At 58.0% G+C, this 19,038-nt stretch carries 21 protein-coding genes and 1 tRNA gene; 4 read left to right on the top strand and 18 right to left on the bottom strand.

Going from position 1 to position 19,038, the window contains the following annotated elements; translation table 11 throughout:
* Positions 1-492 precede the first annotated feature (492 nt).
* From AB7933_RS22740 to thrS, 9 genes are all read right to left on the bottom strand, one after another.
* Positions 493-569 (bottom strand) — tRNA-Pro (locus AB7933_RS22740).
* 90 nt (positions 570-659) lie between these two features.
* A complete protein-coding gene (locus AB7933_RS22745; protein ID WP_003174972.1) occupies positions 660-1,016 on the bottom strand; it encodes a MerR family transcriptional regulator in 357 nt (118 codons plus the stop codon).
* The gene (ihfA, locus tag AB7933_RS22750) at positions 997-1,299 is read right to left on the bottom strand and encodes an integration host factor subunit alpha (protein WP_002553164.1); all 303 of its coding nucleotides are present in this window, start codon (positions 1,297-1,299) and stop codon (positions 997-999) included. The genes AB7933_RS22745 and ihfA overlap by 20 nt, the downstream gene beginning before the upstream one ends.
* A gap of 3 nt (positions 1,300-1,302) precedes the next feature.
* A complete protein-coding gene (gene pheT / locus AB7933_RS22755; protein ID WP_024076466.1) occupies positions 1,303-3,681 on the bottom strand; it encodes a phenylalanine--tRNA ligase subunit beta in 2,379 nt (792 codons plus the stop codon).
* 26 nt (positions 3,682-3,707) lie between these two features.
* Complete coding sequence (gene pheS, locus AB7933_RS22760) at positions 3,708-4,724, bottom strand: phenylalanine--tRNA ligase subunit alpha (RefSeq protein WP_024076467.1); 1,017 nt, start codon at positions 4,722-4,724, stop codon at positions 3,708-3,710.
* Positions 4,725-4,832: 108 nt separating this feature from the next.
* Positions 4,833-5,189 (bottom strand): 50S ribosomal protein L20, encoded by a 357-nt coding sequence (gene rplT, locus AB7933_RS22765; RefSeq protein ID WP_002553161.1) that lies wholly within the window; start codon positions 5,187-5,189, stop codon positions 4,833-4,835.
* Positions 5,190-5,219: 30 nt separating this feature from the next.
* On the bottom strand, positions 5,220-5,414 hold the full coding sequence (gene rpmI / locus AB7933_RS22770) for a 50S ribosomal protein L35 (RefSeq protein ID WP_002553160.1): 195 nt from the start codon (positions 5,412-5,414) through the stop codon (positions 5,220-5,222).
* A gap of 60 nt (positions 5,415-5,474) precedes the next feature.
* The gene (gene infC, locus AB7933_RS22775; RefSeq protein ID WP_169850653.1) at positions 5,475-6,026 is read right to left on the bottom strand and encodes a translation initiation factor IF-3; all 552 of its coding nucleotides are present in this window, start codon (positions 6,024-6,026) and stop codon (positions 5,475-5,477) included.
* Positions 6,026-7,948: a threonine--tRNA ligase gene (gene thrS / locus AB7933_RS22780; protein WP_024076468.1), complete on the bottom strand. Its 1,923-nt coding sequence runs from the start codon at positions 7,946-7,948 to the stop codon at positions 6,026-6,028. The genes infC and thrS overlap by 1 nt, the downstream gene beginning before the upstream one ends.
* Before the next feature lie 365 nt (positions 7,949-8,313).
* Between thrS and AB7933_RS22785 the strand changes: the two genes are divergently transcribed.
* Both AB7933_RS22785 and AB7933_RS22790 read left to right on the top strand, forming a co-directional pair.
* Positions 8,314-8,628 (top strand): hypothetical protein, encoded by a 315-nt coding sequence (locus AB7933_RS22785; RefSeq protein WP_024076469.1) that lies wholly within the window; start codon positions 8,314-8,316, stop codon positions 8,626-8,628.
* A 289-nt stretch (positions 8,629-8,917) separates the two neighbouring features.
* Positions 8,918-9,130, top strand: coding sequence for a cold-shock protein (locus AB7933_RS22790; protein WP_003234260.1), 213 nt, complete (start codon positions 8,918-8,920; stop codon positions 9,128-9,130).
* 73 nt (positions 9,131-9,203) lie between these two features.
* Here the strand turns inward: AB7933_RS22790 and AB7933_RS22795 are convergent, their stop codons facing one another.
* Positions 9,204-9,524, bottom strand: a complete 321-nt coding sequence (locus AB7933_RS22795) for an I78 family peptidase inhibitor (RefSeq protein WP_024076470.1) — start codon at positions 9,522-9,524, stop codon at positions 9,204-9,206.
* Between the two features lie 145 nt (positions 9,525-9,669).
* Positions 9,670-9,978, bottom strand: a complete 309-nt coding sequence (locus AB7933_RS22800) for a hypothetical protein (protein ID WP_024076471.1) — start codon at positions 9,976-9,978, stop codon at positions 9,670-9,672.
* A 155-nt stretch (positions 9,979-10,133) separates the two neighbouring features.
* Here AB7933_RS22800 and AB7933_RS22805 point away from each other — a divergent pair, with 155 nt between their 5' ends.
* Positions 10,134-10,346 carry a hypothetical protein gene (locus tag AB7933_RS22805; protein ID WP_024076472.1) on the top strand — a complete coding sequence of 71 codons (213 nt, stop codon included), beginning with the start codon at positions 10,134-10,136 and terminating at the stop codon, positions 10,344-10,346.
* 33 nt (positions 10,347-10,379) lie between these two features.
* Here AB7933_RS22805 and AB7933_RS22810 read toward each other — a convergent pair whose 3' ends face one another.
* From AB7933_RS22810 to AB7933_RS22840, 7 genes are read right to left on the bottom strand one after another with little or no spacing between them, the layout of a single operon-like run.
* Positions 10,380-11,408 carry a nucleoside hydrolase gene (locus tag AB7933_RS22810; RefSeq protein WP_024076473.1) on the bottom strand — a complete coding sequence of 343 codons (1,029 nt, stop codon included), beginning with the start codon at positions 11,406-11,408 and terminating at the stop codon, positions 10,380-10,382.
* Between the two features lie 26 nt (positions 11,409-11,434).
* Complete coding sequence (rbsD, locus tag AB7933_RS22815) at positions 11,435-11,839, bottom strand: D-ribose pyranase (protein ID WP_024076474.1); 405 nt, start codon at positions 11,837-11,839, stop codon at positions 11,435-11,437.
* The gene (rbsK, locus tag AB7933_RS22820) at positions 11,836-12,753 is read right to left on the bottom strand and encodes a ribokinase (protein ID WP_375156275.1); all 918 of its coding nucleotides are present in this window, start codon (positions 12,751-12,753) and stop codon (positions 11,836-11,838) included. The genes rbsD and rbsK overlap by 4 nt, the downstream gene beginning before the upstream one ends.
* Positions 12,754-12,776: 23 nt before the next feature.
* A complete protein-coding gene (locus AB7933_RS22825) occupies positions 12,777-13,799 on the bottom strand; it encodes a LacI family DNA-binding transcriptional regulator (RefSeq protein ID WP_024076476.1) in 1,023 nt (340 codons plus the stop codon).
* 3 nt (positions 13,800-13,802) lie between these two features.
* Positions 13,803-14,780: an ABC transporter permease gene (locus AB7933_RS22830; protein ID WP_024076477.1), complete on the bottom strand. Its 978-nt coding sequence runs from the start codon at positions 14,778-14,780 to the stop codon at positions 13,803-13,805.
* Positions 14,777-16,330: a sugar ABC transporter ATP-binding protein gene (locus AB7933_RS22835; RefSeq protein WP_024076478.1), complete on the bottom strand. Its 1,554-nt coding sequence runs from the start codon at positions 16,328-16,330 to the stop codon at positions 14,777-14,779. The genes AB7933_RS22830 and AB7933_RS22835 overlap by 4 nt, the downstream gene beginning before the upstream one ends.
* Before the next feature lie 56 nt (positions 16,331-16,386).
* Positions 16,387-17,346 carry a sugar ABC transporter substrate-binding protein gene (locus AB7933_RS22840; RefSeq protein WP_024076479.1) on the bottom strand — a complete coding sequence of 320 codons (960 nt, stop codon included), beginning with the start codon at positions 17,344-17,346 and terminating at the stop codon, positions 16,387-16,389.
* 565 nt (positions 17,347-17,911) lie between these two features.
* On the opposite strand from AB7933_RS22840, the gene AB7933_RS22845 reads away from it, so the two are divergent.
* Complete coding sequence (locus tag AB7933_RS22845) at positions 17,912-19,000, top strand: asparaginase (protein WP_024076480.1); 1,089 nt, start codon at positions 17,912-17,914, stop codon at positions 18,998-19,000.
* The last annotated feature ends 38 nt before the right edge of the window (positions 19,001-19,038 follow it).

The following is a 19,038-nucleotide window of genomic DNA, read 5'->3' on the forward strand; positions in this document are numbered from 1 at the left end:
CCTTCCGCAGACCTGGCGGTTGCCCAACCACCCTCCCCGCCTCCCCGCGCTCTGTTCCGTTTCCCTAGCGCACAATCGGAAGTCCGGCCTAAAGGTGCTTTCGCTGCTTCCGTTTGTCTTCAAAGGCACGGCCAGCGTGACGTACAGCCGGTTTCGCTGATTTGGGATGGTGACCTTTAAGAACGAAGAATCGGAACTGAGCTTCCAGGGTTTAGCGCCGCGGAGCAGGTGAGGGAAAAAGCACTAATCGTCCGGAAACAGGACGCTTGGCAAGCGCTATCTGACATGCGCGAAAGCGGAGAAAGGAAGAAAAATATCAGACAGGATTGGTGCCAAAGGCAGCGCGCAAAAGGGCCAAAAGCGGCGTGAACTCACAGACTCTCGCGGGCCAGCGCTGACCATCTTGAGGAGAAAATTGGGATGATCCCCGCAAAAGTCCCTACGCACGAAAAAGCCGAACTGGTAAGAGTTCGGCTAAGTCATTGAATAATATGGTCGGGACGGAGTGATTCGAACACTCGACCCCTAGCACCCCATGCTAGTGCGCTACCGGACTGCGCTACGCCCCGACTAGGCGTGTTACTGGGTTCGCTTCGCAACGAAGCGATCAGGAATATACCGCAAGCTTTTGAAATGTGGAAGTATTTTAAAAGCCTGAATCATTTCTTCAACACCACCAGCACATCTTCGAGTTCGGAGATCATCTGGCGGATCAGTTGCTTGTATTGGGTGGTGTCGTCTTTGGCTTCATCACCGGACATGCGCTGGCGGGCGCCGCTGATGGTGAACCCCTGGTCATACAGCAACGCACGGATCTGTCGGATCATCAGCACATCCTGGCGCTGATAATACCGACGGTTCCCGGTACGCTTGACGGGGTTGAGTTGAGGAAACTCCTGCTCCCAGTAGCGCAGCACGTGCGGTTTTACCGCACATAGCTCGCTGACTTCACCAATGGTGAAGTAGCGTTTGCCTGGGATGACGGGTAGCTCGTCGTTATGACTTGGTTCCAGCATAAGCCTCAACTCGGGCCTTCAACTTCTGCCCTGGACGAAAGGTGACCACACGGCGAGCCGTGATCGGGATTTCTTCTCCCGTTTTTGGATTGCGGCCAGGCCGCTGGCGTTTGTCCCGCAGGTCAAAATTGCCGAAACCGGACAATTTGACCTGTTCATTGTCTTCCAGAGCGTGTCTGATTTCTTCAAAAAACAGCTCAACCAATTCCTTGGCCTCGCGCTTGTTCAGACCCAACTCTTCGTACAGACGTTCCGCCATCTCAGCTTTCGTCAAAGCCCCCATACGTCACTTCCTTAACGTGGCGTTTAACCTTTGTTCGAGCGAGGTGAGGATATTTTGTGTCGTGGTGTTCACCTCATCGTCATTAAGAGTGCGCGATGGATGCTGCCAGGTCAAGCCAACTGCAAGGCTTTTTCTATGCGGATCAATGCCTTTACCCTGATAGACGTCAAATAGCCTGAGGTCTGTCAGCCATTCCCCTGCATTTTCACGGATTACATCCAGGACGGCAGTGGCGGCGACTTCGCGGTCGGCGATCAGGGCCAGGTCTCGACGCACTTCAGGGAAGCGCGACAGCTCGCTGAATTTAGGCATCTTGCCCGAAGCGACTTCCGCCAGGACCAACTCAAAGACGAAGACCGGACGGTCAAGGCCGAGGGTTTTCGACAGTTCCGGGTGAATGGCGCCGACGAAGCCTACCAGGCGACCTTCGCGCTCGATACGCGCGGTCTGGCCAGGGTGCAGCGCCGGGTGGTTGCCTGGAACGAAGGTGAAATCACCCAATGCACCGGCAAAACCCAATACGGCTTCCACGTCAGCCTTGACGTCGAAGAAGTCCACCGCATCACGACCTTGTGCCCAGCCTTCCGGCAGACGGCTACCGCACACTACACCGGCCAGCATCGGTTCCTGCTTCAAACCGTCCAGTTGGCCGACAAAGCGCAGGCCGCTTTCGAACATGCGCACGCGATCCTGCTGACGATTCAGGTTGTGGGAAAGCGCTTTCACCAGGCCTGGCCACAGGGACGAACGCATGGCGGCCATGTCGTTGGAAATCGGATTGGCCAACAACAACGGCTCGACACCGGGGTTGAACAGTTCGAACTGCTTCGGATCGATGAAGCTGTAGGTCACGGCTTCCTGGTAACCACGGGCAACCAGCAGACGACGCAGCTCAGGCAGGTGTGCACGCGCCTCCGCCTTGGGTTGCGGTGCCAGGCGTGCTTGCGGGTAACGAACCGGTAGACGGTTGTAGCCGTACAGGCGGGCAAGTTCTTCGATCAGGTCGACTTCCAAGCTGATATCGAAACGATGGCTTGGCACTTCAACGCGCCACTGCCCTTCCCCGCCTGCGGAAATACCCAGGCCGAGAGCCGACAGAAGTCGCTCAATCTCTGCAGGCTCAATCACCAGGCCGAGCATTTGCTCGACGCTTTTGGCGCGCAGGGTAATAGGTGCAACGGACGGCAGATGCTGTTCGCTCACGGCCTCGGTAATCGGGCCGGCTTCGCCACCGGTGATGTCCAGCAGCAGGCCAGTGGCGCGCTCCATGGCTTCACGGGCGAGCTGCCAGTCTACGCCACGCTCATAGCGGTGCGACGCATCGGTATGCAGGCCATAGGAACGGGCCTTGCCAGCGATGGCGATCTGGTCGAAGAATGCGCTCTCAAGGAAGATGTCACGCGTGGTCGCGGACACGCCGCTGTGCTCACCCCCCATCACGCCAGCAATCGCCAGGGCGCGGGAATGGTCGGCGATTACCAGGGTGTCAGCGCGTAGCGTGACTTCCTGGCCGTCAAGCAATACCAGCTTCTCGCCTTCTTCTGCCATGCGCACACGGATGCCGCCATTGATTTCGGCGAGATCGAACGCGTGCAGTGGTTGGCCCAGCTCGATCATCACATAGTTGGTGATGTCGACGGCAGCGTCGATGCTGCGCACGTCAGCGCGACGCAGGCGCTCAACCATCCATAGCGGGGTGGGCTTGGACAGGTCGACGTTGCGGATCACACGGCCCAGGTAACGAGGGCACGCGTTTGGCGCCAGCACCTCAATCGGGCGGACTTCGTCGTGCACCGCAGGGACGGCGGTAATCACGGGCCGGGTGACCGGGACGTCGTACAGCGCGCCCACTTCACGCGCCAGGCCCGCCAGGGACAGGCAGTCGCCACGGTTCGGGGTCAGGTCAACCTCGATGCTGGCGTCTTCCAGTTCCAAATAGGCACGAATGTCCTGGCCCACAGGCGCGTCGGCCGGCAGTTCCATCAGGCCATCATTGCCCTCGCCTACCTGCAGCTCAGCCTGGGAGCACAGCATCCCGTTGGACTCGACACCGCGCAGCTTGGCTTTCTTGATCTTGAAGTCACCTGGCAGTTCAGCACCGATCATGGCGAACGGGATCTTCAGGCCCGGACGCACATTGGGCGCTCCGCACACGACCTGGAAGGTTTCCGTGCCATTGCTGACCTGGCATACACGCAACTTGTCGGCGTCAGGATGCTGCTCGGTGCTCAGCACCTCGCCCACAACCACGCCACTGAATACGCCAGCAGCCGGGGTAACACTATCGACCTCAAGGCCGGCCATCGACAGGCGAGCAACCAGCTCGTCGCGATTTACCTGCGGGCTTACCCAGCCACGCAGCCATTGTTCACTGAATTTCATCCTGCTCTCCTAAAGATTCGTTACGACTAGCGAAATTGCGCGAGGAACCGCAAGTCGTTGTCGAAGAACAGACGCAAGTCGTTCACGCCGTAACGCAGCATGGCCAGACGCTCAACGCCCATGCCGAAGGCAAAGCCCGAGAACTCTTCCGGGTCGATCCCGGACATGCGCAGCACGTTGGGGTGAACCATGCCGCAGCCCATCACTTCCAACCAACCCGTCTGCTTGCAGACGCGGCAGCCTTTACCGCTGCACATCACACATTCCATGTCGACTTCAGCGGACGGCTCGGTGAACGGGAAGAACGATGGACGGAAACGCACCGCCAACTCTTTCTCGAAGAACACCCGCAGGAACTCTTCGATGGTGCCCTTGAGGTCGGCGAAGTTGATATCGCGATCAACCAACAGGCCTTCGACCTGGTGGAACATCGGCGAGTGGGTGATATCGGAGTCGCTGCGGTACACACGGCCTGGGCAGACGATGCGGATCGGCGGCTTCTGCGATTCCATGGTGCGGACCTGTACCGGCGAGGTATGGGTGCGCAACAGCATGTTCGCATTGAAATAGAAGGTGTCGTGCATCGACCGGGCCGGGTGATGGCCGGGGATGTTGAGCGCCTCGAAGTTGTGATAGTCGTCTTCGACCTCAGGGCCTTCGGCGATGCCGTAGCCGATGTGAGTGAAGAACTGCTCGATACGTTCCAGAGTCCGGGTAATCGGATGCAGACCGCCCGAAGCCTGGCCACGGCCAGGCAGGGTCACGTCAATGGACTCGGCGGCGAGCTTGGCCGCAAGATCGGCCTCCTCGAGCGACGCCTTGCGCGCATTGAGAACCTCTGTGACACGCTCCTTGGCAACGTTGATCAGCGCACCGACTTGCGGACGCTCTTCAGCCGGCAAATTTCCCAGGGTCTTCATCACCTGAGTCAATTCACCCTTCTTGCCAAGGTAGTGAACCCGGATTTGCTCCAGGGCATTGATATCTTCAGCGCTTTGCACAGCCTCAAGAGCTTGAGCGACGAGCGCGTCCAGGTTTTCCATGTACAGACTCCAGATACAAAATAGGGGAAGAGCTTGAAGGCTCTTCCCCTATTTAAGACGTTTAACACCTTGGGCTACAGAGTAACCCAGGGTGACTGTCGGGGGTACTTAAGCCAAGGTGGCTTTAGCTTTCTCGACAATCGCAGCAAACGCCGCTTTTTCGTTCACTGCCAGATCAGCCAGAACCTTACGGTCGATCTCGATGGACGCTTTTTTCAGGCCAGCAATGAAACGGCTGTAGGACAGACCGTTAACACGAGCACCAGCGTTGATACGAGCGATCCACAGAGCGCGGAACTGACGTTTTTTCTGACGACGGTCACGGTAGGCGTATTGGCCTGCCTTGATTACCGCTTGCTTGGCAACACGGAATACGCGTGAGCGTGCGCCGTAGTAGCCTTTAGCAAGTTTCAGAATTTTTTTGTGACGTTTACGGGCAATGACGCCACGCTTTACACGAGCCATGAGTTACTTCCTCTAGTCTTGATCCAAAAATTAACGAAGGCGCAGCATGCGCTCGACTTTTGCCACGTCAGACGGATGCAGCAAGCTGCTACCGCGCAGTTGACGCTTACGCTTGGTCGACATTTTGGTCAGGATGTGGCTCTTGAAAGCGTGCTTGTGCTTGATACCGTTAGCAGTTTTCAGAAACCGCTTAGCAGCACCACTTTTAGTCTTCATCTTTGGCATGTTCGGATACTCCGCATTCAGTTGATAAACATAATCAGAAGGCCTGCCGTGCCCTGTTGATTACTTCTTCTTTTTCGGGGCGATGACCATGATCAGCTGGCGTCCTTCCATCTTAGGATGCTGTTCGACCGAACCGTACTCGAGCAGGTCAGCTTCAACCCGCTTGAGGAGTTCCATCCCCAGCTCCTGGTGGGCCATCTCACGGCCGCGGAATCGCAAGGATACCTTGGCCCTGTCCCCATCACTCAGGAAACGTACCAGGTTGCGCAGTTTTACCTGGTAATCCCCTTCCTCCGTCCCTGGACGAAACTTGATTTCTTTTACTTGAATCTGCTTCTGGTTCTTCTTCGCCGCAGCAATCTGCTTCTTCTTTTCGAAGATCGACTTGCCGTAGTCCATCACCCGGCAAACAGGCGGGACTGCGTCGGCGGAAATTTCCACCAGGTCCAATTTGGACTCTTCAGCGATACGAAGCGCTTCATCAATCGAGACGATGCCAATCTGCTCGCCGTCAGCGCCAATTAACCGAACCTCGCGTGCCGAGATATTCTCGTTGATCGGGGCTTTCGGTGCAGCTCGTTTATCTTGTCTCATTTCACGCTTAATAATAATTACTCCGAATCTGGGCGACCACGCCGGGAAACCGCTTGCGCGAGGAACTCAGCGAACTGGGCGACGGGCATCGAGCCCAGGTCAGCACCTTCACGAGTACGCACAGCGACAGTCTGCATCTCGACTTCCCGATCTCCGATAACCAAAAGATAGGGAACCTTGAGCAAAGTATGCTCGCGGATTTTAAAGCCGATCTTTTCATTTCTCAAGTCGGACTTGGCACGAAATCCGCTTTCGTTGAGAGTTTTTTCAACTTCAGCGGCAAAATCTGCCTGTTTATCAGTGATATTCATGATCACTGCCTGGGTCGGAGCCAGCCACGCGGGGAACGCACCCTCGTAGTGCTCGATCAGGATCCCGACGAACCGTTCGAACGAGCCAAGGATCGCCCGGTGCAACATGACCGGGTGTTTACGGCTGTTGTCTTCGGAGACGTATTCGGCTCCCAGACGGATCGGCAGGTTAAAATCGAGCTGCAAGGTACCACATTGCCAGACACGGCCAAGGCAATCTTTCAGCGAGAACTCGATTTTAGGCCCGTAGAACGCGCCCTCACCCGGTTGAAGATCGTACGCAAGGCCCGCGCTGTCTAGCGCAGCGGCGAGTGCCGCTTCGGCGCGGTCCCATAGCTCGTCGGAACCGACGCGCTTTTCCGGACGAGTGGACAGCTTCATTTCGACTTCGGTAAAACCGAAATCGCGATAAACGTCCATGGTCAGCTTGATAAATGCAGCGGACTCCGCCTGCATCTGTTCTTCGGTGCAGAAGATGTGTGCGTCGTCCTGGGTGAAGCCGCGTACGCGCATGATGCCGTGCAATGCACCCGATGGCTCGTTACGGTGGCAGGCACCGAACTCGGCCAGGCGCATCGGCAACTCGCGGTAGCTCTTCAAGCCCTGGTTGAACACCTGCACGTGGCAAGGGCAGTTCATCGGCTTGATGGCGTAGTCGCGGTTTTCCGACTGGGTGGTGAACATATTGTCGGCGTAGTTGGCCCAGTGCCCGGATTTCTCCCACAGGCTACGGTCAACAACCTGAGGAGTCTTGATCTCCAGGTAGCCGTTCTCACGCTGCACCTTGCGCATGTACTGTTCAAGCACCTGGTACAGGGTCCAGCCGTTCGGGTGCCAGAACACCATGCCCGGGGCTTCTTCCTGGAGGTGAAACAGGTTCAGACGCTTGCCGATCTTGCGGTGGTCGCGTTTCTCGGCTTCTTCGATGCGCTGGATGTAGGCCGCCAGCTGCTTCTTGTCAGCCCAGGCGGTGCCGTAGATCCGCTGCAGTTGCTCGTTCTTGGCATCGCCGCGCCAGTAGGCACCGGACAGCTTGGTCAGCTTGAACGACTTGAGGAAACGCGTATTCGGTACGTGCGGGCCACGGCACATGTCGACGTATTCTTCATGGTAATACAGGCCCATGGCCTGTTCGTCCGGCATGTCTTCTACCAGGCGCAGCTTGTAGTCTTCGCCACGCGCAGTAAACACGTCGATCACTTCGGCGCGCGGGGTGACTTTCTTGATGACGTCGTAATCTTTTTCGATCAGCGCGTGCATGCGCTGTTCGATGGCGGCCAGGTCGTCCGGCGTAAAAGGACGCTCGTAGGCGATGTCGTAATAGAAACCTTCGTCAATGACCGGGCCGATCACCATTTTCGCGGTGGGGTACAACTGCTTGACCGCGTGGCCAATCAGGTGCGCGCAAGAGTGACGAATGATCTCCAGCCCCTCTTGATCCTTGGGCGTGATGATCTGCAGGCTGGCGTCGGAGGTAATCAGGTCGCTGGCGTCGACCAGCTTGCCGTCGACCTTGCCGGCCACGGTGGCCTTGGCCAGGCCGGCACCAATGGATGCGGCGACCTCGGCGACGGAAACCGAATGATCGAATGAACGTTGACTGCCATCGGGAAGAGTAATAGTTGGCATGGCGCCTCCTCTCCTAGTGGTGACCCCTACCAAAGGTCACGTGGGTTGGGATGAGCCAGTACAAGATCCAACACCAGGCCGTTCAGCAACGAACGCCTGCCTTACAGCGGCAGGAGCCTTTCGGCAAACCGATAATCGAACCAGAGTGACTGGAGTGAACAAAAGGAACATGGCAAGGCGGCAAATGGCGCGCCCGGGAATAGCCAGGTGGCTGATGCTAGCACAGATGAACGGTCATCGCGCCGGCGCCATCCGACGTAAAGACAAATTCCAGCCTTTATAGCGGTAAAAGTGAACTTGAGCTGTACGCGACGCCTCAAACCCACTGAGAATCGCTGTTCGTCCTCGACCCAAAGGAGCATCCCATGATGCGTTTTACCTCGACCCTCGCTCTCGCCGCTACCCTGAGCCTCCTTTCCCTCGGCGCACAAGCAGCTGCGCCTTCCAACTGGCCAGCCGGTGCCCGTGACAGCTTCGTTAAAGACTGCACCTCTGCCGCCAGCCAAAATGTGGACGTCAAAACCGCCAAAGAACATTGCGAATGTGGCGCGAACAAAATCAACGCCGAATTGAGCACGGCCGAGATCAAAGAGCTGATGACCAACCAGAACGCCAGCCCGGACCTTAAAAACAAGGCGGTCGCGGCTATTTCGTCCTGCAAGGTCGTGAAGAAAAAGTAATATTCACCCCTGATCAGACGGCCGTTTTGCTGGAAAAACACCTCGAAAACTGCCATTTCTCACAAATTACGCAGCTTTTACGGCTTTTTTTACCAGCTTATATTTCGCACAAAAGCCCCGTAGATCGGGGCTTTCAGCCGATTCAGGTAGTAAACGCAACGCTATTGACTCGCAAACAATGCCTTGGGGGGGCTCCCAAGTCGAACATTTCGACTATGATAGCCCGGTGTGCCCAGTTGGCCTGAGCAGCACAGCACTACTGAAAATATATGTTTCTTGGAGATACACCATGTCTAATCGCCAAACCGGCACCGTTAAATGGTTCAACGATGAAAAAGGCTTCGGCTTCATCACTCCTCAAGGTGGCGGTGACGACCTGTTCGTACACTTCAAAGCTATCGAAAGCGACGGTTTCAAAAGCCTGAAAGAAGGCCAAACCGTTTCCTTCGTGGCTGAGAAAGGCCAAAAGGGTATGCAAGCTGCACAGGTTCGCGGCGAGTAATTCTCCGCTGAGCTAAAAAAACCCCGTCCATGTGACGGGGTTTTTTATGGGTGGCGCAAAAACCCGGAGGCTGTCAGCCGCAATTGACCCGCGTGATCACCAGGTTGTCGTCGGTGTTCAGGTTCAGGCGGTCGGAGCGGTATTCCAGGGTGATCATATCGTTGGGCTTGAGGATCCGTGCATTCTGCGCACCGGCACGGGCGCGCGCCTGCTCCAGCAGTTGGGGCGAGGCTTTCTGGCCAATCGCGAACTCGGCGGCCTTCGACTCACAGCGGCTATGGCCGGTGTCGGCCGTGGCGGCGTCTTTGGCTGGCTCAGAGGCACCTGGGGTGCTGCAACCCGCCAACGCGAGTGCTGCCAACAAAGTACCGAATGATGCGAGCTTCCAAGGCATGAAGCCTCCTAATGATAAAAAATGAACAGAGATCGTGCGACAGCCGTCAGACGGATTGGTTTCAAGACGTAAATCGCCTGCGGGCAAGTCTGCCTGACTCAGCGCGGGCATTCGCCCGGCCAATCGTGACCACATATGAACGTACTCAGTAGATATCAATGTAGTCAAACCGTGGCGTCGGCCAGTTCTCCTTCAGCGCATTGAAAATCTGCATGACCCAGACTTCGTCGCTGGCCGCCACATTGCCTACATACCCAGAGCCCTTGGCCCACGTTTCCAGACGAAACAGCAACCCATCAATATCAACGCCACCCACCGCTTTGCCCGATGAGATATAGGCGATACCGCTCTTGGTCACGCGCAACTGGGTATGTTCATCGTCGCTGGCACTGGCGATCAATTGGCGCACGGCCACCAGCGTCAGGCTTTCGGGGTTATTCAAATCGATCTGCACCTGGTGTCCCCGGCAGTTAGACAGGCGACCAGTGTCGCACAGCCACCCCCTCATGCCTAAGTAGCAGTGCCAAACCCTGCGCAAAATGGTTAACTGCGCCCGCAAGAACCGAGTTTCAGCGCACTGCCCAGCACTTTTCAGATCGTGAGCCGCCCATGAGTACCGTAACCCTTCAAGCCGATATCAAAGCCAAATGGCACCAAGGACAGAGCTCCTACAGCCCCGGAAGCCCGGAAGAATTGGCGATCATTGGCATCGACCTGCTGGTCAAGGAACTCGGCACCCAAGCCGCACAGGCATTCATCGGCCAGATATTCGAGAAATACCCGACCGATTACCGGGGTGCACACGACCCCGAGCGCGATTAAGAACCGGCCGGCGAGCGCCAACCGGCAACTGCATTACTTCAGGCGTGCCAAGCGCTCGGTCAACAGATCGAAGAAGCCCTGGGCATCGCCGTTCTCAACCCAGAACACATTCTTTTCCTGCTTCAGGCCGTCATACCAGTCGACGATGGTCTGGCCGAAGGTCGGTCCTTCGCGACTGTCCACCACCATATTGGCCTGACGCCCACTGAACAGAGAGGGCTTGAGCAGGTAGGCAATCACGGTAGCGTCGTGCACCGGGCCACCTGGGATGCCGTAGTGCTCCATGTCACCCTTGACGTATTCATTGAGAATATCGCCGACGACCTTGCTCGCGTTGTTCTTGATGTCCGCGATCTTTTTCAGGCGCGCCTCGCTGGTCAGCACCTTGTGGGTCACGTCCAGCGGCAGGTAGGTCAGCTTGACGCCACTCTTGAGCACGATCTCGGCCGCTATCGGGTCGGCGAACAGGTTGAACTCAGCCACCGGCGTGATATTGCCGCCATTGAAGTGCGCGCCGCCCATTACCACCACTTCCTTGATGCCTTGGGTAATTTCAGGAGCCTGGGTCAATGCCAGCGCCAGGTTGGTCTGTGGGCCGAGCATGGCGATGGTGATGCTGTGGGGCTTGGCGGTACTGAGGGTCTTGATCAGATAGTCGACAGCATTGCCTTCGGCCAGGCCTTTTTTCGGCTCATGCACCGTCACACCGGAAATGCCTTCCTTGCCATGGATATTCTCGGCATAGATAGGCGTACGCAGCAGCGGTTTCGGCGCACCGGCGTACACCGGGATGTCATCACGCCCTGCCCACTCGCGGGCCAGGCGCGCATTGCGCGATGTCTTGTCCAGGCGCACGTTACCTGCGACGGTGGTCAGCGCGCGAATATTCAACTCCTCCGGGGAAGCCATGGCAAACAACAAGGCCACCACGTCGTCAGCGCCCGGGTCGGTGTCGATGATCAGGTCGATTTTTTCCGCCGCTTGGGCGCTTGCTGCAGTGAGTGCGGACAAAAGCAGGACACTCCGGAACAGATTTCTCAGGGTGGGAAGACTACGTTGCATGGAACACTCCTTGTCGTTGGGAAACGCTAGAACGTGACGCCGGACACCAGCGCGATATTGCAATAAGGCTGGCACTCACCGGTGCGAACAATGGCGCGCGCGTTACGGCTGAGCTGCTTGAACGCTTCATGGCTGACCAGACGACGCTCGCCGAGATGGGCCTGTGCGTTCAGACTGTTCAGCTCAGTCAGCGCCGGTGGCTGCTTAAGCAGGATTTCTTCGGCCAGCACATGGCTTTCCACCTGCATTTCACTGAGCACGATGCGCAAGGTACTGATGAAATCGGGAATGCCCTGGGTCAGCGCCAGGTCGATCAACTCGACACCCGGCGGTACTGGCAGACCAGCATCGCCGATGACCAGAATATCGCCGTGCCCCAGGGAGGCGATCACGCGCGACAGAGCAATATTGAGCAGGGGTGTCTTTTTCATGAGGGCACAAAACCTTGTACGTCGTGCAGCGTAGGGATGGAAGGCTGGGCGCCGTCACGGGTCACCGACAGCGCCGCCGCCACTTGGCCGAATCGAATGGCCTCGGCTTCGCTCTTGCCGCTGGCCAATGCCGCGGCAAAGCCACCCACAAAAGTATCACCGGCCGCCGTGGTATCCAGCGCCTTGACCTTGGGCGCCACCAGGTGCTCAAAGCCATGGCCATCGGCGAACAACGCGCCCTGGGCACCAAGGGTAATGATGACTTTACCGGCGCCCGCCTTGATCAATTCGGTCGCAGCCAGCATGGCGCTGTCGAGGGAGTCGACCGTCACACCGCTCAGCGCGGTCGCCTCGCTTTCATTGGGAATCAGGTAGTCGATCGAGGCATACCACTCGGTCGGCAAAGGACCGCTGACCGGCGCCGGGTTAAGAATAACCGTCTTACCCAGCTCACGACCGCGCTTGAGCGCATGCCCCACAGTCTCCATTGGCACTTCAAGCTGGCAGACGATCACATCGGCGGCCTGCAGCACCGCGTCAGACGCCTGCAACGAAGCCGGCGTGAGTTCACCGTTACTGCCCGCGACGATCACAATGGCGTTCTGGCTGCTGTCATCTACGACAATCAGCGCCACGCCGCTGGAGCCGGCAACGGTGCTCACAGCCCCGCAATCGATGCCTTCCACCCGCAGCGCATCGCGCAGCTGGCTGCCGTAGGCATCAGTGCCGACACAACCGATCATCGCAACCTCGGCCCCCAACCGCGCCGAAGCCACGGCCTGGTTGGCGCCCTTGCCGCCGGGAACGGTGGAAAACGATTGGCCGATCAAGGTTTCACCGGCACGGGGCAAGCGACTGGCACGGGTCACCAGGTCCATGTTCAAGCTGCCTACTACCACTACTTTTGCTGGCATACATCAATACTCATCAATTCGGTTCAGCGGTATTGGGCGAACACACCGGCAATTGGCGCCGTCGACTCACGCAACACGATGCTCGGCGTCACGATGCGTTGATCGATCGGCAGTTGGGGTGTCGCAATCCGTCGCAGTAAAAGTTCGGCAGCCGTCTCGCCCAGTTGCACGATCGATTGCCCGACCGTGGTCAACGCCGGGTAGACGTAACGGCCCATTTGAATATCGTCGAAACCAATCACCGACAGCTCGCCGGGCACGCGGAGATTACGTTCAGCCGCCGCGCGCAGCACACCAAAGCCGATCATGTCGTTGCTGGCGAAGATTGCGCTGGGCGGGTTTTCTGCCAATAACTGCACAGCCGCAGCATAACCACCGGTACTGGTGAAGTCGCTTTCCCGGGTGCGATCAGCCGCCACCTCCACACCCGCCTCGCGCAGCGCACGGTGATACCCCGCCAGGCGCATCTGCGCCACGCGGGTATGGACTGGGCCGCCAATACAGGCGATGTCCCGGTGACCCAGTTCAAGCAAGTGCCGGGTGGCCAGGTAAGCGCCCTCCTCGTGGTCGATACGCACCAGGTCAACGTCAATGCCGTCCAATGCCCGGTCGACGATGACCATGGGCGTGCGCACCGCGCTCAAACCCGCGGCGAGGCCGCTGTCGTCACCGCCCACGGAGGTCACGATCAAGCCATCGACACGTTTTTCCAGCAACACCCGCAGGTAGCTGCGTTGCTTTTCAGCATTGTCATCGGAATTACACAGGATCACGCAATAGCCATTGCGCTCGCAGTAATCCTCGATGCCTCGGGCCAGCTCGGCAAAATACGGGTTGAGGCTGTTGGGTACCAGCAGGCCAATAGTCGCCGTGGTCTTGGCCTTGAGCGAGCGCGCGACGGCGCTGGGCACGTAGTCCAACTGCTTGATCGCGGCTTCCACCTTGATGCGCACCGGCTCGCTGACCGGACGCGTCTTGTTCACCACATGAGACACGGTGGTGTAGGAAATACCGGCAAGCGCTGCCACATCCTTGATCGTTGCCATGGCTCAGCCTCGCCGACTGGCGCGTTGGCTGCGGTAGGTATCGAGGACCACGGCAATCACGATCACAGCACCGGTGATGATGCGCTTGGTGGGCTCCGTGGCACCGATCTGCGCCAAGCCAGCGGCCAGCACCGAAATAATCAACACACCAAAGAACGTACTGATGACCGAGCCGCGCCCACCCATCAAGCTGGTGCCGCCGATCACCACCGCAGCGATCACTTGCAGTTCCAGGCCGGAACCGGCGTTCGGGTCTGCCGCTTCCAGGCGTGATATCTGGAACAACGCCGCCACGCCAGCCAGCAGGCCCATGAGGCTGAACACCAGGATCTTGTAGGGCTTGGGATTGATCCCTGCCAGGCGCACGGCTTCTTCGTTGGTGCCGATGCCGATCAGGTAACGACCAAACACGGTACGGGTCAACACCAGTTGGGCAACGATGATCACCAGCAAGGCGATGATAAATGACGGCGAAATGCCGAAGGCAATCGGGTTGGACAACCAGGCGAAGGAATCACCGATATAGGCGGTGCGCGAGCCGGTCATCTGGTACGCCACACCGCGTGCCATTTCCAGCACGCCAAGGGACACGATGAACGACGGAATGCGCCAGGCCACCGTGATCGAACCCGTAATCGTGCCTGCCAATGCGGCGCAGCCCATGCCGAGCAAGGCTGCCGGCAACACGCTCCAACCCCAGCCAAGAATCGCCACGCTGACGGCCGATGCCGCCAGTGCCAGCACCGAGCCCACTGACAGGTCAATACCGCCGATAATCAGGATGAAGGTCATGCCCACTGCCAGCACCATCAGGTCTGGAATCTGGTTGGCCAGGGTGCTGAAGGTGTCGTAGGACAGGAAGTGATCACTGAGCACCGAAAAAAGCGCAATCATCGCCAGCAACGCACCTGCCAGCCCCAGGTAGGTGCCCAGGCCGTAGAAGTTGCCACCTGCTTTACCGGGGGAAATTGTTGTTTTCATGGGGTATCCCTAAGCGCGGCGTCATTGAGCAGCGCATCACGTTTCTGATAGCCGGCAAACGCGGCGGCGAGCAATTCGTCCTGGGTCCAGCTGTCACGTTCGAAGGTCTCGATCAGGCGCCCGGCGGACAGCACGCCGATGCGGTCGCAGATCAGCATCAGCTCACGCAGGTCACTGGACACCACCACCAGCGCTTTACCCTGGCGAGTCAACTCGCCGAGCAAGGCATAAATATCGAACTTGGCCCCCACATCGATACCGCGGGTCGGCTCATCGAACAGCATCACCGAGCAGTCGCGCTCCAGCCAGCGGCCTATTACCACCTTTTGCTGGTTGCCGCCGGAGAGCTCGGACACCAACTGCGCCGGGCTGGAACTGCGAATGCGCATGGCATCGATCTGGCGCTTGGCCAAGGCGGTTTCATCGCGGCGATTCACTACACCGCCGCCAGAAATTTCCGGCATGTTGCCCAAGGCAATATTGGCGCTGATGGACTGGGTCAGCAGCAGGCCTTCGCCCTTACGGTCTTCGGTGATCAGGGCAATGCCGTGGCCTACCGCGTCCACAGGTGAACGAATGCTGACAACCTGGGCTGGGGAGCCCAGCGCCACGGTGCCGCTGTCGGCGAGGTCGGCACCGAAAATGAGGCGTAGCAACTCGGTACGACCAGCGCCGATCAGGCCGGAGATGCCATAGATCTCGCCAGCACGCACTTCAAAGGACACATCACGAACCTTGTCCGAACGCGTCAGGTTTTTCACCGTCAAGGCGGGACCGCCGATTGTCCGCGGGCCCAGATCGATGTGCTCGCCGAGCTCGCGACCGACCATCAAGGTGACCAGTTGCTCACTGTTGTAATTGGCCATCGGCTCGACACAGACCAACTTGCCGTCACGCAGTACCGCAATGCGCTGGGCTACACGGGCCAACTCTTCGAGCCGGTGCGAAATATAAATGATCGCCACGCCCCGGGCCTGCAGGCGAGTGATTTGTTCAAACAGCATCTCGACTTCACGGGCGGTCAGCATGGCCGTAGGTTCGTCGAGGATCAGCACATGGCAGTCGCCGATCAGGTTGCGCGCGATTTCGACCATTTGTTGATGGCCGATGCCCAGGCTGCCAACCAAGGTGTCAGGGTCGATTGCATCCAGGCCGACCTGAGCCATGGCGTCGATCGCGGCTTTACGCAGTTGCTTGCGGCTGATCCAGCCACAGTGGCTGGGCAGGTTGTCCAGGAACAGGTTTTCGGCCACGGTCAGCGTTGGCAGCAGGTTGAGTTCCTGCATGACCATACGTACGCCCAACCCTTCGGCCTGGGTGCGACTGCCTGGACGGAAGTCCTCGCCATTGAACTGCATATGCCCGGTGGTCGGTGTGACCAAACCGCCGATGATCTTCGACAAGGTACTTTTGCCTGCGCCATTTTCACCGGTCAACGCCAGCACTTCCCCGCGATTGAGCGTCAGGGTGATGTCGGACAGAACCGGTTGGGCATAGGTCTTGCCGATACCGCTGACCGAGAGGACAGCGTTCGGGGCGGAAGATGACATAGGAAAATCTCCAGGCGCCCGCTCAGGACGAGCGGACGCTGTTGGTGCTGCCAGGATTACTGCTTGGTAACGAGTTCGACCGGAGTTTCGATCACACCGTCTTTGGCGTCGACTTTTTCACCCTTGACCAGCTTCAGGGCATTCTGGATACCGAACACGGCTTGCTGGGCGGCAGCCTGGTCAGCAGTCGCCAAGACTCGGCCGTCCTGCAGCATCGGCTTGATGGCCTCGATGTTGTCGTAGCCCACCACCATCACTTTCCCCGCCTTGCCTGCTGCACGTACCGCAGACACTGCGCCCAAGGCCATATTGTCATTACCCGCCAGCAGAGCCTTGATGTCCGGGTATTCGCTCAACATCGCAGACGCCACTTTCTGGCCCTGGTCGATTTCCCAGTTACCGGATTGGGTGGAGACGATTTTCATACCGGCAGCGTCCATCGCATCCTTGAAGCCTGCGGTGCGCTGCTGGGCATTGGTAGTGGTCGGCACACCTTCAATGATGCCGACCTTGTCACCCGAGGCCAGTTTCTTGGCCAGGTAGTCGCCCACCAGCTTGGAGCCTTTGCGGTTGTCGGGGCCTACGAATGGGATATTGAGGTTTTTGCTTTTCAGTACGTCCGGGTCCAATCGATTATCGATGTTGACGACTTTGATACCGGCGTCGGAGGCTTTCTTCAGCACGGTGACCAGCGCCTTGGAATCGGCTGGGGCGATGACGATAGCGTTGACCTTGGCAAGGATCATTTGATTGACGATATCGATCTGCGCGCTGGTATCGGTTTCGTTCTTGATACCGTTGGTGATCATGTCGAAATCAGCGGAGTGCGCCTTTTGGTAATCTTTCGCCCCCTCCTGCATCGTCACGAAAAACTCGTTGGCAAGGGACTTCATCACCAGGCCGACCTTGGGTTTGGCGGCAGTATCGTCAGCGAATGCAGAGGAGAGCGGTAAAGCGACGGATGCGGCAGCAAGCACAGCGACAGCAAGAAGACGTCCAGCAAATGGCAGCTTCATGGGTTCACTCCGATCTTATGATTATTGTGAGCAACGCTTGCACCGAAAAGCGCTTCGGCAGCCCTCCCACCTGGGTGGCTGAAACGAGCTTTCACGAGACTCAGGGAGCCACCCGTGAAATATCTCGCAAACGTTTGCGTTATTCAAACTATGAGAACCTTGTCGAGATTTGTCAACGCTGGAAAACAACCTTTCATCCAGGCCCTCTATCCCCTGCCTTGCCGCTCGATCGCACCGATCAGTAAACATCATCTGCGCCCAGTCGTTCTCTAAAACGACAGGCCATGACGCCTCCGTCGCGCAGAGTGTCCGGAGAGTTCGTCACTGCTTTCGGACAACCGAACGCGAACCCACTCTGTTGTTCGGAAAGCCGGACAACGGGCCAGCCGACCGGCCCGAAACATTGAAAATAAATCGTTTTAAATCAATAGCTTAATTTATATACAAGGCCACAATCAGACTGGTACAGATCCTGCTCTTCCCTAACACCTCGCGGCGTTCAGAACCGCCCGGGTGTTCTAGATGAACTTGCTACCGCACTCATCAAAAACCAGAGAGAAAAATAATGAAATCTGCATTGAAGAACATTGTTCCGGGCGCATTAGCCCTCCTGCTGCTGTTCCCCGTTGCCGCCCAGGCAAAGGAAGTTGAAACCAAGGCCAAACTCTCCAACGTAGTGATCCTCGCTACCGGTGGCACCATTGCTGGCGCTGGTGCCAGCACGGCCAACAGCGCTACTTACCAGGCAGCCAAGGTCGGCATCGAGCAGTTGATTGCCGGTGTTCCTGAACTGAGCCAGCTTGCCAATGTGCGTGGCGAGCAAGTGATGCAAATCGCATCGGAAAGCATCAACAACGAAAACCTGCTGCAACTGGGCCGCCGCGTCGCCGAACTGGCCGACAGCAAGGACGTGGATGGCATCGTGATCACCCACGGGACCGACACCCTCGAGGAAACCGCCTACTTCCTGAACCTGGTGGAAAAAACCGACAAGCCTATCGTGGTCGTCGGCTCCATGCGTCCAGGCACCGCCATGTCAGCCGATGGCATGCTCAACCTGTACAACGCTGTCGCCGTTGCCGGTAGCAAAGATGCCCGCGGCAAAGGCGTGCTGGTAACCATGAATGACGAGATCCAGTCGGGTCGCGACGTCAGCAAGATGGTCAACATCAAGACCGAAGCCTTCAAGAGCCCATGGGGTCCGCTGGGCATGGTGGTCGAGGGTAAATCCTACTGGTTCCGCCTGCCGGCCAAGCGTCACACCATGGATTCGGAATTCGATATCAAGACCATCAAGAGCCTGCCCGACGTCGAAATCGCCTACGGCTACGGCAACGTAGGCGACACTGCCGCCAAGGCCCTGGCCCAGGCCGGCGCCAAAGCCATCATCTATGCCGGTACCGGCAACGGCTCAGTGTCGTCCAAGGTTGTTCCTGCCCTGCAGGAGCTGCGCAAGCAAGGTGTGCAAATCATTCGCTCGTCCCACGTGAATGCCGGCGGTTTCGTACTACGCAATGCCGAACAGCCTGACGACAAGTATGACTGGGTCGCAGCCCACGACCTGAACCCGCAGAAAGCGCGGATCCTGGCAATGGTTGCACTGACCAAGACCCAGGACAGCAAGGAACTGCAACGGATGTTCTGGGAATACTGATTACTAGCCATACCCTGTAGGGACGAGCTTGCTCGCGA

This window comes from Pseudomonas gorinensis, assembly GCF_042015035.1.
In the GTDB taxonomy this organism is placed as follows: domain Bacteria; phylum Pseudomonadota; class Gammaproteobacteria; order Pseudomonadales; family Pseudomonadaceae; genus Aquipseudomonas; species Aquipseudomonas gorinensis.